We start from the raw sequence: 15,030 nt of genomic DNA on the forward strand, positions 1-15,030 counted from the left end.
GCTTTTCGCCGATCTTCTGCGGAGCTTTGCTAACGTCACGCAAAAAATCCGCCGGAAAATCCGGCGCCATCTCGTTTCTTCATCGTCTGGTTAAGAAAGAGCGAAGCTATTTGGTGCCGTACATGCGGTCGCCGGCGTCGCCGAGGCCCGGCATGATATAGCCTTTTTCGTTCAGGTGGCTGTCGATCGAGGCGGTGAAGATCGGCACGTCCGGATGCGCCCCCTGAAAATTGCGGATGCCTTCGGGTGCGGCAAGCAGGCAGAGGAAGCGGATATTCCTGGCGCCCCGCTCCTTCAGCTTGTCGATTGCCGCAATCGAGGAATTGCCGGTCGCAAGCATCGGGTCGACGACGATGATCAGTCGCTCCGAGAGGTTCTCCGGCGCCTTGAAGTAATACTCGACTGGCTGCAGCGTTTCATGGTCGCGATAGACGCCGATATGCGAGACGCGGGCGGACGGCACCAGTTCGAGCATGCCCTCGAGCAGCCCGTTGCCGGCGCGCAGGATCGAGGCGAAGACGAGCTTCTTGCCCTCGAGAATGGGGGAGTCCATCTCCTCGAGCGGCGTTTCGATCCGCTCGATGGTCAGTTCCAGATCGCGCGTCACCTCGTAGCAGAGCAGCGTCGAGATCTCGCGCAGCAGCCGGCGGAATCCTGCGGTCGACGTCTCCTTCTTGCGCATGATGGTCAGCTTGTGCTGCACCAGCGGATGATCGATCACTGTCACGCCGTCCATGGCTTCACCTTCCCCGAGAATTGGCATATCCGCCTTCTTTTCCATGGAATGAGCGGACGCTGCAAGGGTGTTGGCGTGCTTCCGGCGAATATCGCGGCTACATATGCAGTGCCTTGAGCAGCCTCTCTCTCGTCGGCTCGTCCACGAAGGCGGCTTCGATCGCGGTTCTCGTCATCCGGTCGATCTCGCTGTCGCCAAAGCCCATCACATGCGCGGCGATCTCATATTCCTGGGCAAGCGAGGTGTGGAAGAAGGGCGGATCGTCGGAGTTGAGCGTGACGCGGACGCCCGCCTCGTAAAGCGGCCTGAGCGGGTGCGAGAAGAAATCCGGGAACACTTGCAGCGAAATGTTGGAACCCGGGCAGACCTCGAGCACCACGCCCTCCTCGGCAAGTCGCTTGACGAGATCCGCGTCCTCGATCGCCCGGACGCCGTGGCTGATGCGCGAGGGGCGCACATGGTCCAGCGCGTCGCGGACGCTGAACGCGCCGGAAAGTTCGCCGGCATGGATGGTCAGGCCGAGACCGGCGTCGCGGACCACGTCGAAGGCGCGGGAAAACTCGGCGACGCTGTGCAGCCGCTCCTCGCCCGCCAGGTTGAAGCCGGTCACCAGCGGGTGGCGGCGCATGGCCGCATACTCGGCGGTCCGGACGACCGATTCCGGCCCGAGATGGCGGATGCCGGTGATCAGCATGCGCGACTCGATCCCCCTCTTCGCCCTGGCCGCCTCCATGCCGGCCGCAAGCCCCTCGAGATAGGCGTCGGCTCCGAGCCCGATCGTGTTGCCGTGGTCCGGCGAAACGATGATTTCGCTATAGATCGTTCCCGCCTCGGCGAGTTCGGTGAGATAGGTCTCCGCGAGCAACGCATAGTCGCCCTCGGTGCGGAACAGCGAGGCGACCGCGTCGTAGCATTTCACGAAGCTGGTGAAATCCTCCCAGACATAGGCTCCCTCGCGGATGATGGCGCTCGTGTCGACGCCGTATTTGCCCGCCTGCCGCAGCGCCAGTTCCGGCGGCGTGGCGCCTTCTATGTGGCAATGCAGCTCGGCTTTTTTCAGATGTGCGGTCAAAGAAGACTTCTCCCATGTGGACCCGGCGCGATGCCGAGATGTCGGGCGACGGTCTCGCCGATATGGGCAAAACTGTTCGCAACGCCGAACGACCGGCTCCTGAGCGACGGACCGAACATCAACACCGGCACGCGCTCGCGCGTATGGTCGGTGCCGCGCCAGGTGGGGTCGCAGCCGTGGTCGGCGGTGAGGATCACCATGTCGCCGGGCCGGAGCCGCCGGTCGAGATCGGGCAGCCGGGCATCGAAGGCTTCGAGCGCCGCCGCATAGCCCGGGACGTCGCGGCGGTGGCCGTAGAGCATGTCGAAATCGACAAAATTGGTGAAGACCAAATCGCCCTCCTCCGCCTCTTCGAGCGCCGCGAGACTGGCGTCGAAGAGCGCCATGTTGCCGTTCGCCTTGGTGAGCTTCGTCACGCCCTGATGCGCGAATATGTCGCCGATCTTGCCGATCGCGTGCACCTGTCGCCCGGCCTCCTCGAGCCGATCGAGGACCGTCGGCTCCGGCGGCAGGACGGAATAGTCGCGGCGATTGCCGGTTCGGGTGAAATTGTCGGGATTGTCGCCCACGAAGGGCCGGGCGATGACACGGCCGATATTGTAGTCGTCGACGAGCCGACGCACGACCTGGCAGAGTTCCAGGAGCCGCTCGAGCCCGAAGCTCCGCTCGTGCGCCGCGATCTGGAAGACCGAGTCGGACGAGGTGTAGCAGATCGGCTTGCCGCTTCGCATATGCTCCTCGCCGTGGCGAGCGATGATGTCGGTGCCGGAGGCGTGGCAATTGCCGAGAATGCCCGCAACCTCGCCTTCGCGGCAGATCGCCTCGACGAGCTCCGGCGGAAATGCCTCCCCCTCGGATGGAAAATAGCCCCAGTCGAACCTCACCGGCGTGCCGGCGATCTCCCAATGGCCCGACGGCGTGTCCTTGCCGCGCGAAACCTCGCTGGCGGCGCCGTAGACGCCGTAAACGCGCTCCGGCAGCGGCATACCGGCAGGAACCCGACCGGTCGCCAGCCGCGCCGCATGGATCAGCCCGAGCGCCGACATGTTGGGGAGGTGCAGGGGACCCTCGCGCAAGCCGGCGCGGTCTCCAGCGCCGGCCGCGCAGAACTCGGCGATGTGGCCGAGCGTGTCGGCACCGCGATCGCCGAATGCCTCGGCGTCCGGGGCACCGCCGATGCCGAAGGAATCGAGCACGAAGAGAAAGGCACGCGCCATTGAACACCCGCTGGACCGGAGCGCGGGCGCGGTCCGGTGCTATTGACGAGCGCGGGAGCGATCCCGCGCAATTTCGCAGGAATAGCGCGGCGCCAAATTCAATGCAATTGAGCGGGAGGAGTGACTCAGCAGTCGGTGCATTCGATCTTCGTGCCGGAGCGCTGGCGGTAATAGGAGGTCTTGGAGAGATCGATCGTGCTCACGTTGCTCGAAAGATCTTGGGAAAAGAGCATCAGTTCGTGCGGGACGACGAGTTCGGTGCGCACCACGAAGGCGTTTACAGCCTCGAGATCGGAGGGAACCGTGGTCGTGGAATTCGCCGGATAAGGCGTGCCGCCGTCCTGGTCGCGCGACCAGAGAACGGTGCCGGTCGTGGTGCCGTTAACCTGTATGCCGGTGATCTTCAGCGTGTAGTCCGGTCCGGCATAGGGGGCCAGGACGCTCTCCGCGACATTGTTCATGCTATCCAGGAAGTCCGTATCGACGCTCAACCCCTGGCTGACCAGATCGGCGACGGTGCTCGAGGCGCGGGCGACCTTGCGCACCACGTTCAGTCCGACCGAAAGCTCGAAAGCGCCGATATAGGCCATGATCAACAGCGGCGCGACGAGGGCGAACTCGACGCCGCCGACGCCGCGACGGTCGTGCGACAGACGCGACAGGATACGCCGGGCGGAGGTCATTCCATGCGAGCGTTCCATGGCGTCCTCAATAGTCTTCGTTGCGGAATGTTGCGGTCGCGACCATCAAATAGTCGTCCGGCATGCTGCTGCCCGCCGACCGCAAGTTGGTGACATAGGGCCGCACGAGATCGGTGATCACCCGCCAGCGGTAATAGGCGCGCACCATCGTGTATTCCTTGCCGCCGCCCGGCGCGAACTGGAAGCCGCTGGTGTCGAGATCGGAGGAATCGCCCGACCCGACCCGCGGCACCGCCGCCGGAAACTGCGACGGATCGGCGACTTGGCGAACATCCAGGTAGAGCTTTTCCGGCTCGTCGACCTCCGTCGCGGAGCAGGTCAGGAGGATGGCGATCTCGTCGCAGAAGGCTTGGCGGAACTCTGATTCGCCCATCTCCTGAGTGATCTCGCCAGTGCGGATCTTGCGTGCTAAGGTGTCGGTCGCATTGGCGAGCAGCTGCTCGCCGGCAAAGGCCACGAAGGTCTCTATCGAGGCGAAGACGACGATGAAAAAGGGCAAGGCGAGGATCGCGAACTCGATCGCCGTGCCGCCCCTTTTATCTCCGAGCAGGCGGCGAAAGAGGGGGCGCGGTGCGCGCCGGTTCGCCGTGGATGCTTTCACTTTTATCGACATTGCGCCGTTCCGTCATGTCACGTCGTGAGCGAGATTCGGGAAGGGCATGCGAATTCGCCTGCACCTCCGCCTCATGCAATTGTCGATAGAATAAGCTGAGACTGTTGAAGAATCGTTTGCCGAGACCCGAAGAATTTTAGTGGTCTTGGAGAGGCCTCAGTTGCTGCTCGACGTCGTTGCCTTGCGCTCGGCGTGGCGCTCGCAGTTCGGCGAGCAGGAGAAGACGGTACGGGTGGTCTGCTTGTAGACGCGCACGGTGTTGCCTTCGTCGATCGACACGAGGATGCGCTCGTCGACAATGGCATTGCCGTCCTGGTCGAGGATGACGAGGTTCGTGGTGCCGAAATTGCGGCCCGTCAGGACGATCGTCTTCGAATCCGCCACCGTCGCGTCGGCGACGTCCGAATTGCCGATGATCACCTTGCTCACCGGCCGATCGAGCTTCAGCACGCGCGCGTGGTCCATATAGACGCGCATCATCTGCTCCGCCGCCTGCGTTGCCTCGGCAACAAAGAAACCGAAAAGCGCGGTTGCGAGAAAGGCAAGGGTGGCGACCTGCTTGGTCGCGAAGTGCGTGTTCATGATGCGTCCCGGTGGCGAATGGCTACTCGCATTCTGGCGTGTTTTGGTGAATGAAAGGTTACATCAGTATTGCGCAATCAACCGGATCCCTTTCCGGAACATCCACCCAAGAAACAGCGGTTGCGCTTTTACTTCACACTAACCGGTTTCCTTAAGCCCGTGGCAATTCGGCCCCGCTAATTTCAGGGTATCCGATCAACGGCAAACAGTTGGCGGACGTGCTGACAACAACGTGAAGTAGGAGAACCTCCATGAAGACCATTTTCGCCCGCCTGATGAAGGACGAGTCCGGTGCAACGGCCATCGAGTACGGCCTGATCGCAGCTCTGATCTCTGTTGCACTCATCACCGGCGCAACGCAGCTTGGTGATCAGCTCGACCTGTTGTTCACGGGCCTTAAGGATGAGATGAAGACCGCCCAAGAAGGCATGTAATTGGGCTCCAGCTTAGCAAAGAACGTAGAGAGCCGTTTCCTTCGAAACGGCTCTCTTTTTCGACCGTAGGTTGTCTCTATCGTGCAGCTTAGGGGGACGGCATGACAATTGCGTGCATTCTGGTCATTCTTCCGTTCTGTCTCGCGCTGGCAGCGTTCTCGGACCTGTTGACGATGACGATCCCGAACCGGGTGTCGGCAATCCTGCTTGGCGCATTTTTCCTCGTCGCGCCGTTCGCAGGTCTCGACCTGGGTCAGATCGGGTTCCATATGGCGGCGGCTGTCCTCGTCTTTGCCGTCTGCTTCTGCCTTTTTGCGGTCAACATCATGGGCGGCGGCGACGCCAAGCTCCTGACTGCCGGCGCCATCTGGTTCGGCCTCGATGCATCGCTCGTCGCCTTTCTGGCGTATGTTTCGATTTTCGGCGGGTTGCTAACTGTTGCGGTACTTCTCCTGCGGAGACAGGAGAACGCGATCCTGGCGAGCGGCATTCCGGTACCGCAGCTGCTACTGACGGCAAAAAAGATACCCTACGGCATCGCGATTGCGCTCGGCGGCTTTGCCGCCTATCCCTCGTCGCCGCTGATGGAAGCCGTGTTCGCTCAGCTTGGGTGACAACGGCATAGCCACAAAACGCGGTTACGTCTCGTTAACCGCGTTCATAAGCGATCCGTTAACTATAATTACACCATTTCCTGATCAATCTGGCCCCGGGGATTTTCAGGGGCTTGGACGATCATGAAACCGGTGCGCATCATCATTCTGGCGGTGGCCGTGGGTTCCGCGGCAATGGCCGGGCTGTTGGCGATGAAGCTCACGCGTGCTCCGGCGCAGCGGACGGCCGAGCCGCTCGTCGAGCAGGCGCCTAGCATCAATGTGCTCGTCGCCAGCAAGAGCCTGCCGGTGGGCTCGCGGCTCGGCGGCGATTCGATCCACTGGATGGCCTGGCCGAAGGACGGCGTCGCCGACGGGATGATCACCGAGGAAAGCCGCCCGGCTGCAATCGATGATCTGTCCGGTGCGATTGTCCGCCTGCCGCTCTTCGACGGCGAGCCCGTCCGCCAGGAAAAGATCGCCGACCCATCCAACCGCATCATGTCGTCGCTTCTGCCGGCCGGAAAGCGGGCGGTCGCCACGGAAATCACCGTCGCGACCGGCGCCGGCGGGTTCATCCTGCCCAATGACCGCGTCGACGTGATTATGGTGCGCAAGTCCGACGGCGACGTCTATCTGACCGAAACCGTGCTCAGCAATGTCCGGGTGCTGGCGATCGACCAGCAGGTCGAAGAGAAGGATGACGGCTCGAAATCCGTCATCGGTACGACGGCGACGCTTGAGCTCACGCCAGACCAGTCGAAAGTGATGACGGTCGCGCAGCAGATGGCCGAGCGCATCTCGCTGGCGCTGCGCAGCGTCGCGGATGCGCAGGAAGCCGATACCGGGGCGGCCGGCTATCTTTTGAGCGGCGACGGCCAGCCGAGCATTCAGGTCATCAAATCCGGCTCCATCGTCAAGAGCGATGAAACCACCACCACGCAGAACCAGCAGTAAGATCGGACGGGGCGCAACGTGAAGCGGAGCGGAAACACATTTCGGACCTGTCTCGCAGCCGGTCTTTCATTCTCGCTGGCATTTTCCGGCATGATGCTGCCGGCGGTTCCGACCGCGGAGGCGGCCGCCTCGTCGGTGGTCCGCATCGTCGAGAGCGGCCCGGGCGTGAAGAAAAAGGTCAATCTCGGTCTCAACAAGGCCGTGGTTGTCGATCTCCCGACCGACGCCCACGATATTCTCGTTGCCGACCCGGCGCTCGCCGATGCGGTCACACGTACGTCGCGCCGCATCTATTTGTTCGGCAAAACGGTCGGTCAGACCAATATCTTCGTCTTCGGACCGAATGGCGAGGAGATCGTCAGCCTCGATGTTGCTGTCGAGCGTGATGTCGCCGGCCTCGAAGCCAACCTGCGCCGTTTCATCCCCGACGCCGATATTCATGTCGAGATCGTTTCCGATAACGTCGTCCTGACCGGTACCGTCCGCACGCCGCTCGACTCGACCAAGGCCGTCGATCTTGCCCGCGCCTTCCTGCAAGGCGGCGAAGCGACGACTCGCAACATCACCGCCCAGGGCACCAACGGCGACGCCGATATTTTTGCAGAGGAACGTCAGACCTCGCAGATCGTCAATCTCCTGACGGTCGAGGGCGAGGATCAGGTGACCTTGAAGGTCACTGTCGCCGAAGTCAGTCGCCAGGTGCTGAAGCAGCTCGGCTTCAACGGCCGCGTCTCCGACGGCGAAAGTGGATTAAGCTTCCGCAACCCAGCCAATCTAGGCAACGCGATCGGCGTCGGCGTGAACTCGATCATACAGAACAATGTCGGTGGCACGCTGGTCCAGAGCTATATCAACGCGATGGAGCAGGCCGGCGTCATGCGCACGCTTGCGGAACCGAGCTTGACGGCGATTTCCGGTCAGGAGGCCAAGTTCTATGTTGGCGGCGAATTCCGCCTTGCCGGCCCCCAGGAGATCACGACGGAAGAGGATCCGGCTACCGGACAGCCCGTGCCGGTCGTCGAACGGGAAGTCGAGGATGCCGAGTATGGCATTCGCCTGAACTTTAAGCCTGTCGTTCTTGGTGCCGGTCGCATCAGTCTGGCAATCGAAACAGAAGTTTCGGAGCCGACCTATGAGGGGTCGGTTGTAACGGGAAACAGTTTCAGAGATATTCCCGGCAGTACATTCCTCGGCATTCGCAGGCGCGAGGCCTCCACCAGCGTCGAACTCCCCTCCGGCGGCTCGATCGTCATCGCCGGCCTTGTGCAGGACAATATCCGCCAGGCAATGTCGGGCCTGCCCGGTGCGTCCAAAATCCCGATTCTCGGCACGCTCTTCCGCAGCAAGGATTTTCAACGCAACGAGACGGAACTGGTGATCATCGCGACGCCCTATCTGGTGCGCCCGGTCGCCCGCAGCGCGCTGTCGCGGCCAGACGACAATTTCAATCCCGCCAACGATCTGGAAAGCTTTTTCGTCGGCCGCGTCAACCGCCTCTACGGACGTCCCGAGGCGGCACCCCCGGTCGGCCGGTATCACGGCAATGTCGGCTTCATCTACAAATAGGTCGGGTCATGCACAACCGAAACACAGCTCAGAAAAGACTTGAAAGACCGGCCTCCATGTCGCTGACTCGCGCCTCCGCCCGGATCGCCGCACTGGCGGTCCTTGCCGGTCTGCTTGCCGGCTGCGGCAGCCAAGACAGGCTGAAGACCGGCTCGATTCCGGACGATTACCGCACCCGTCATCCGATCGTCATTGCTGAAGGAGAGCGGGTGATCGATATTCCCGTCGCCTCCGGTGACCGGCGGCTGACGGCGGGCACGCGCGACGTTATCCGCGGCTTTGCCACCGAATATCGCAACGCATCGAGCGGCGTGATCCAGATCATGCTGCCGCGCGGTTCCGCCAACAGCCATGCCGCCCAGATCGTGCGCAAGGACATCCGCCGCGTGCTGGCGGCAAGCGGCGTGCCGCCGAAGAGGATGATCGAAACCAGCTACGAAGCGCTTGCGCCGGGCGATGCCGCCCCCATCCGCTTGAGCTATGTCGCGATCACCGCGCAGACCGCACCCTGCGGCGAATGGCCGGAGGACCTCACGCTGACGATGGAGAACCGCAACTTTTACAATTTCGGCTGCGCCTCGCAGTCCAACCTCGCCGCCCAGATCGCCAGCCCGACGGACCTGATCGGCCCGCGCCAGATGTCGCCGGTCGACGCCGCCCAGCGCGGCGAAGTGATCGACGCCTGGCGTGATGCGGCGTCGGACTGAGCGACGGCGGAATGATGCGGGTTTTGAGGAACCAAGATGAGCGCGATTGAATACAACATCGACACCGGCGGAGCCGAGCTTGCGGCGGACGTCTCGCGCCCCGGCGACCTCGATCAGCTCCGGCCTTTGCCGCGCATTTCGATCCATGCCTTCTGCGAAAGCGAGGCCATGCAGCGCCTCATGGAGCGCTGCGGACAGGATCGCCGCATGGCGAAGGTGAGCCTTCGCATCACCGGGGGCAGCATCGCCGCCGCCGCAAACATGTTTGCGAGCGTGTCGACGCCCAATCTCATCATCCTCGAGACCGTCACGGAACCGCGATCTCTCCTTACGGAGCTGGCGCCGCTTGCCGAAGTCTGCGACCCGAGCACCAAGGTCGTCATCATCGGCCGTCACAATGACATTGCGCTTTATCGCGAACTGATCCGCAACGGCATCTCCGAATATATGGTCGCGCCGGTGGCAATGGCGGATCTGCTGGCCGCGGTCGCGGCGATCTTCGTCGATCCGGAAGCCGAGCCGCTCGGGCGAAGCCTCGCCTTCATCGGCGCCAAGGGCGGCAGCGGTTCGTCGGTGATCGCTCACAATTGCGCCTGGGGCATTTCCAACCTGTTTTCGACGGAAACCATTCTTGCCGATCTCGACCTGCCCTATGGCACGGCGAACATCGATTTCGACCAGGACCCGCCGCAGGGGATTGCCGAGGCCGTCTCGGCGCCGGACCGGCTGGACGAGGTTTTTCTCGATCGGCTCTTGACCAAATGTTCCGAGCACCTGTCGCTGCTGGCCGCCCCCTCGATGCTCGACCGCGCCTATGATTTTGAGGCGGGCGCCTTCCAGCCGATCCTCGAGATTCTGCAGCGCAGCGCCCCCGTTTCGGTGCTCGACGTTCCGCATGGCTGGTCGGACTGGACCCGCTCGGTGCTCGGCGAGGCCGATGAGGTGGTGATCACCGCCGTCCCGGACCTCGCAAGCCTCAGAAACACGAAGAATCTCCACGACGCGCTGAAGAAGCTTCGGCCGAACGATCGGGCGCCGCATCTCGTCCTCAACCAGGTCGGCATGCCGAAGCGGCCGGAAATCGCCCCCAACGAATTCTGCGAGTCGCTGGAGCTCGAGGCCGCCGCCATCATCCCCTTCGACGCGGTGCTCTTCGGAAATGCCGCCAATAGCGGCCGGATGATTGCGGAAATCGACAGAAAGTCCCCCGCCGCCGAGACCTTCTCGCAGCTCGCCCATCTTCTGACCGGACGCACGGCGATCAAGAAGGCGCGCAAGGGCGGCCTCGGCAAGGTTCTGGCAAAGCTCGGCAGGCGATAGGCAGCCGGCGGCGGAAGGACCGATGCAGCAAGTGGAATGAAGTGATGTTTGGCAAACGCGGAAATGAGGGATTTGGCAAGACCGGCGCGCAATCGCCCGTGGCGCCGCCGGCCGTGCCGTCGGCGCCCTCGGCGGTGATGGAGCGTCCTGCCGCACCGGTTCTCGCCGAGCCGGCGGCTTCGGTGCCCCGCGTGCAGCCGGCCGCTCCGGCGCGCCGCCGCACACAGCGGGCCGAGGACTATTACGATACGAAATCGCAGGTCTTCTCAGCGCTGATCGACACGATCGACCTGTCGCAGCTCGCCAAGCTCGATACCGAGAGCGCGCGCGAGGAAATCCGCGACATCGTCAACGACATCATCACCATCAAGAATTTCGCGATGTCGATCGCCGAGCAGGAGGAACTGCTAGACGACATCTGCAACGATGTGCTCGGCTACGGGCCGCTCGAGCCGCTTTTGGCCCGCGACGACATCGCCGACATCATGGTCAACGGCGCCGGCCAGACCTTCATCGAAGTCGGCGGCAAGGTCGAGGAGTCGGACGTCCGCTTCCGCGACAATGCCCAGCTCCTGTCGATCTGCCAGCGGATCGTCAGCCAGGTGGGCCGCCGCGTCGACGAATCGAGCCCGATCTGCGACGCGCGCCTGCCGGACGGCTCGCGCGTCAACGTCATCGCGCCGCCGCTGGCGATCGACGGGACGGCGCTGACGATCCGCAAGTTCAAGAAGGACAAGCTGACGCTGGAGCAGCTCGTGCGCTTCGGCTCGATCACGCCGGCGGGTGCCACGCTCCTGCAGATCATCGGTCGCGTCCGCTGTAACATCGTCATTTCCGGCGGCACCGGCTCCGGCAAGACGACGCTCTTGAACTGCCTGACGCGTTACATCGACGCCGACGAGCGGATCATCACTTGCGAAGATTCCGCCGAACTGCAACTGCAGCAGCCGCATGTGGTTCGCCTAGAAACCCGCCCGCCGAACATCGAGGGCGAGGGCCAGATCACCATGCGCGACCTGATCAAGAACTGCCTGCGCATGCGCCCCGAACGCATCATCGTTGGCGAAGTGCGCGGCCCGGAGGTGTTCGACCTGCTTCAGGCGATGAACACCGGCCATGACGGCTCGATGGGCACGATCCACGCCAATACGCCGCGCGAGTGCCTGAGCCGCATGGAGTCGATGATCGCAATGGGCGGCTATACGCTGCCGGCCAAGACCGTTCGCGAAATCATCGCCGGCTCGGTCGACGTCATCATCCAGGCCTCGCGCCTGCGCGACGGGTCGCGCCGCATCACCCACATCACCGAGGTGACCGGCATGGAAGGCGACGTCATCGTCACCCAGGATCTGATGCGCTACGAGATCGACGGCGAGGACGCCAACGGCCGGATCATCGGCCGCCATGTGTCGACCGGCATCGGCCGGCCGCATTTCTGGGATCGTGCCCGCTACTTCAACGAGGACAAGCGGCTCGCCGCCACGCTCGATGCGATGGAAAAGAACTAGGGCGGCGCTGGAGCAAAGGAACCGATAACTCGATGTTCGGCATAGACATCACCGTTCTGGCACTGGCCGGCCTCGTCGCGATTGCCGCGGCGGCGCTCGCCTACGGTGTGCTCTATTCCCGCATCGAGAACGACAAGAAGGCGGAAGGGCGCCTTCGCCGCGTCGGTGCCGCCGAGACCGACCGCGCCAAGATCAAGGCGGCACGCGACCGCGTCAACGAGATGTCGAAGCGGCGCAAATCCCTGCAGGACTCGTTGAAGGAGCTCGAAAAGAAGCAGCAGGAGAAATCGGCCAACGCTGCCCCGTCGATGAAGAAGCGGCTGGTCCAGGCCAACCTGTCGATCTCCCCGACGCGGTTCTACCTCTTCAGCGCGGCCTTCGGCCTGTTCGCCCTGATTGTCGTCCTCATCGCCGGAGCCGGCCTGTGGATTGCCGTCGGCGTCGCTCTGATCACGGCCGCGGGTCTGCCGCGCTGGCTGATCGGGGCGATGATCAAGCGGCGCTGCAAGAAATTCCTCGACGAGTTTCCGAACGCCCTCGACGTGATGGTCCGCTCGATCAAGTCCGGCCTGCCGCTGAACGACGCCTTGCGGCTGATTGCCAGCGACGGCCAGGAGCCGGTGAAGACGGAGTTCCGCCGCGTCGTCGAGTCCCAGCAGGTCGGTCTCAACGTGCCGGAAGCCTGCGCCCGCATGATCCAGAGCATTCCGCTGCCCGAGGTCAACTTCTTCGCGATTGTCATCGCCATCCAGGCGCAGGCCGGCGGCAACCTGTCCGAGGCGCTCGGCAACCTCTCCAAGGTGCTGCGCGAGCGCAAGAAGATGAAGGCGAAGGTGGGGGCCCTGTCGATGGAAGCCAAGGCCTCGGCCTGCATCATCGGCGCACTCCCCTTCATCGTGGCAACGCTCGTCTATCTGACGTCGCCGGATTACATGATGGTGCTTTTCACCGATCCGCGCGGCCATCTCATCATGGGCGTTTCGGCCGTCTGGATGAGTATCGGCATCTGGGTGATGCGCAACATGATCAATTTCGACATTTGAGGCTGCGATGGACGGCTGGATAAGGACACTCACCGATCCGAACATCCTCATCGCGGTTCTCGTGTCGATGGCGGTGCTTGCGACGTTCTACTCGCTCGCCGTGCCGATTTTTGAGCGGGGCGACCTTGCCAAGCGGATGAAGTCCGTCGCCACCGAGCGCGAGCAGATCCGCGCCCGCGAGCGCGCCCGGCTGAACGCCGAAGCGGCCGCCGGCAAGGCAAGCCTCCGGGCGCAGCACAATAGCTCGGTCCGCCAGATCGTCGAGCGGCTCAATCTCCGGCGGGCGCTGGTGGACGAAAACACCGTCAACCGCCTAAAGACCGCCGGCTACCGTACCCAGAACGCGCTGAACACCTTCCTTTTCGCCCGCTTCTGCCTGCCGTTCCTGTTTCTGGCGGTTGCCATCGTATATATTTTCGTGCTGGGCAACTTTGCCGAGAAGCCGTTCATGCTAAGGACATGTTTCACGCTCGGCTTCGCCTATCTCGGGTTCTACGCGCCGAATATCTTCATCGCCAATGCGATCTCGAAGCGCCAGCACTCGATCCGCCGCGCCTGGCCGGACGCGCTCGATCTCCTGCTGATCTGCGTCGAATCGGGCGTGTCGATGGAACTCGCCATGCGGCGCGTCGCCGACGAGATCGCCGCCCAGTCTCCAGCGCTTGCCGAGGAACTGGTGCTGACGACGGCAGAACTCTCCTTCCTGCCCGATCGGCGCATCGCGCTTGAAAATCTCGGCCTGCGCGCAGGCCTCGAGGAGGTCAAGGCGGTGATGCAGGCGCTGATCCAGGCCGACCGCTACGGCACGCCGATCGCTCAGGCGCTGCGCGTGCTGGCGCAGGAAAGCCGCGACCAGCGCATGACCGCGGCGGAAAAGAAGGCGGCCGCGCTGCCGCCGAAACTGACGGTGCCCATGATCCTCTTCTTCCTGCCGGTCCTCGTCGCCGTGATCCTCGGCCCTGCCGGAATTCAGGTGGCGGACAAGTTTTAGGCCGGACGCATTCCCGAAGTAGCGATCGCCCCCCGAGAGAACCGTTGCGCTTCTGAATCGGTCCTGCGAGGGAGACGATTTCGCTGCAACCGATTTGGCGTGAAGATGCTGGACCGCGATCAGAAAATCGCCGTCGGATTAACGGCACCGCCGGTCTAGTTCGTATTCCCCTCGTCCGCTTTGGCGAGCTCGGTCCAGGCGCCCTTCTGCGACAGCATCGAGCGCAGATAGGCGACGTTGGCCTCCGCCTGCTCGGGCGTCAGCTCCTGCCGGGCAATGGTTTCGGCCTCCTGGAAACGGCCCTGCAGACCGACGGCAAGGGCGAGGTTCTGGCGGACGCTGCTGCCGGCGCCGGGCTGATCTGCGGCGGAGCGGAGGTAGGTCTCGGCGGTCTTGAGGTCCTTGGTGAGAAGATAGGACATTCCGAGATTGGACAGGATGGTGGGCTCGTTCGGCTGAAGATCCAGCGCCTCGCGGTAGCGCAGGCGCGCCTCCGAGGCACGGCCGAGTTGGTCGAGCACGGCGCCTTCCGCCGATTTCAGCTTCCAGTCGGGGCGATCCGGCGTCTGCGCCCGGCCGATGGTCGCGAGCGCTTGTTCGAGCTGCCCGGCGGCGGCCTGGGTCTTGCCATAGGCGCCGAGGACCTCGCGGTCCGTCGGATGGTTGATCGCCACCTGCTGCATCACCGCGAGCGCCTGTTCGTTGCGGCCCGTCATCCGCAGCAGATTGGCGTAGTTCAAGCCCGCCTCGCGGTTCTTGGGATCGCGCTCATAGGCTTGGCCGATACTTTCCGCGGCTGCCGCGAGCTCGGTGGCGTTCATCGATTGCACCGGTTTCGAGAGCTTCGGGATCGAGCCGGTCGTCAGCTCCTTCCTGCCCTCTTGCCCGGCGCAGCCGCCGAGCGCCAGCGCCATCAGCGCAACCGCGGCTCCGGCTGACAGGCGTTGCATGAAGGAGGAGAGGATGTTTTTCGTCGTCATCGAGCGGTGC

General features: G+C 63.4%; 16 protein-coding genes. 9 read left to right on the plus strand and 7 right to left on the minus strand.

The genetic code is table 11. From position 1 onward, the window contains the following. Positions 1-106: 106 nt before the first annotated feature. From upp to SS05631_RS18245, 6 genes are all read right to left on the minus strand, one after another. A complete protein-coding gene (gene upp / locus SS05631_RS18220; RefSeq protein WP_037422726.1) occupies positions 107-736 on the minus strand; it encodes a uracil phosphoribosyltransferase in 630 nt (209 codons plus the stop codon). A 97-nt stretch (positions 737-833) separates the two neighbouring features. Then, positions 834-1,808 carry an adenosine deaminase gene (locus SS05631_RS18225; RefSeq protein ID WP_037422713.1) on the minus strand — a complete coding sequence of 325 codons (975 nt, stop codon included), beginning with the start codon at positions 1,806-1,808 and terminating at the stop codon, positions 834-836. Next, the gene (locus SS05631_RS18230) at positions 1,805-3,025 is read right to left on the minus strand and encodes a phosphopentomutase (protein ID WP_037422710.1); all 1,221 of its coding nucleotides are present in this window, start codon (positions 3,023-3,025) and stop codon (positions 1,805-1,807) included. The genes SS05631_RS18225 and SS05631_RS18230 overlap by 4 nt, the downstream gene beginning before the upstream one ends. 125 nt (positions 3,026-3,150) lie before the next feature. Beyond that, on the minus strand, positions 3,151-3,708 hold the full coding sequence (locus SS05631_RS18235; protein ID WP_083854184.1) for a TadE/TadG family type IV pilus assembly protein: 558 nt from the start codon (positions 3,706-3,708) through the stop codon (positions 3,151-3,153). Between the two features lie 25 nt (positions 3,709-3,733). Continuing rightward, the gene (locus SS05631_RS18240) at positions 3,734-4,339 is read right to left on the minus strand and encodes a TadE/TadG family type IV pilus assembly protein (RefSeq protein ID WP_037422704.1); all 606 of its coding nucleotides are present in this window, start codon (positions 4,337-4,339) and stop codon (positions 3,734-3,736) included. Between the two features lie 156 nt (positions 4,340-4,495). Further along, a complete protein-coding gene (locus SS05631_RS18245) occupies positions 4,496-4,921 on the minus strand; it encodes a pilus assembly protein N-terminal domain-containing protein (RefSeq protein WP_037422701.1) in 426 nt (141 codons plus the stop codon). Between the two features lie 251 nt (positions 4,922-5,172). Here SS05631_RS18245 and SS05631_RS18250 point away from each other — a divergent pair, with 251 nt between their 5' ends. From SS05631_RS18250 to SS05631_RS18290, 9 genes are all read left to right on the plus strand, one after another. After that, the gene (locus SS05631_RS18250; RefSeq protein WP_037422698.1) at positions 5,173-5,355 is read left to right on the plus strand and encodes a Flp family type IVb pilin; all 183 of its coding nucleotides are present in this window, start codon (positions 5,173-5,175) and stop codon (positions 5,353-5,355) included. A 101-nt stretch (positions 5,356-5,456) separates the two neighbouring features. Next, positions 5,457-5,969, plus strand: coding sequence for a prepilin peptidase (locus tag SS05631_RS18255; protein ID WP_037422695.1), 513 nt, complete (start codon positions 5,457-5,459; stop codon positions 5,967-5,969). Positions 5,970-6,092: 123 nt separating this feature from the next. Continuing rightward, positions 6,093-6,905: a Flp pilus assembly protein CpaB gene (gene cpaB / locus SS05631_RS18260; RefSeq protein ID WP_037422692.1), complete on the plus strand. Its 813-nt coding sequence runs from the start codon at positions 6,093-6,095 to the stop codon at positions 6,903-6,905. A gap of 93 nt (positions 6,906-6,998) precedes the next feature. Further along, positions 6,999-8,471 carry a type II and III secretion system protein family protein gene (locus SS05631_RS18265; protein WP_234828106.1) on the plus strand — a complete coding sequence of 491 codons (1,473 nt, stop codon included), beginning with the start codon at positions 6,999-7,001 and terminating at the stop codon, positions 8,469-8,471. Positions 8,472-8,527: 56 nt separating this feature from the next. Continuing rightward, a complete protein-coding gene (locus SS05631_RS18270) occupies positions 8,528-9,178 on the plus strand; it encodes a CpaD family pilus assembly protein (protein ID WP_162109148.1) in 651 nt (216 codons plus the stop codon). Positions 9,179-9,214: 36 nt separating this feature from the next. Continuing rightward, a complete protein-coding gene (locus SS05631_RS18275) occupies positions 9,215-10,498 on the plus strand; it encodes a CpaE family protein (protein ID WP_037422683.1) in 1,284 nt (427 codons plus the stop codon). Between the two features lie 44 nt (positions 10,499-10,542). Continuing rightward, on the plus strand, positions 10,543-12,006 hold the full coding sequence (locus tag SS05631_RS18280; RefSeq protein ID WP_095678031.1) for a CpaF family protein: 1,464 nt from the start codon (positions 10,543-10,545) through the stop codon (positions 12,004-12,006). A gap of 32 nt (positions 12,007-12,038) precedes the next feature. After that, positions 12,039-13,049 carry a type II secretion system F family protein gene (locus SS05631_RS18285; protein WP_037422679.1) on the plus strand — a complete coding sequence of 337 codons (1,011 nt, stop codon included), beginning with the start codon at positions 12,039-12,041 and terminating at the stop codon, positions 13,047-13,049. A 7-nt stretch (positions 13,050-13,056) separates the two neighbouring features. Continuing rightward, positions 13,057-14,040: a type II secretion system F family protein gene (locus SS05631_RS18290; RefSeq protein WP_037422676.1), complete on the plus strand. Its 984-nt coding sequence runs from the start codon at positions 13,057-13,059 to the stop codon at positions 14,038-14,040. Between the two features lie 155 nt (positions 14,041-14,195). Here the strand turns inward: SS05631_RS18290 and SS05631_RS18295 are convergent, their stop codons facing one another. After that, positions 14,196-15,020: a tetratricopeptide repeat protein gene (locus tag SS05631_RS18295; protein ID WP_037422673.1), complete on the minus strand. Its 825-nt coding sequence runs from the start codon at positions 15,018-15,020 to the stop codon at positions 14,196-14,198. Positions 15,021-15,030: the final 10 nt, after the last annotated feature.

This window comes from Sinorhizobium sp. CCBAU 05631 (genome assembly GCF_002288505.1).
GTDB classification, from domain to species: Bacteria; Pseudomonadota; Alphaproteobacteria; order Rhizobiales; family Rhizobiaceae; genus Sinorhizobium; species Sinorhizobium fredii_C.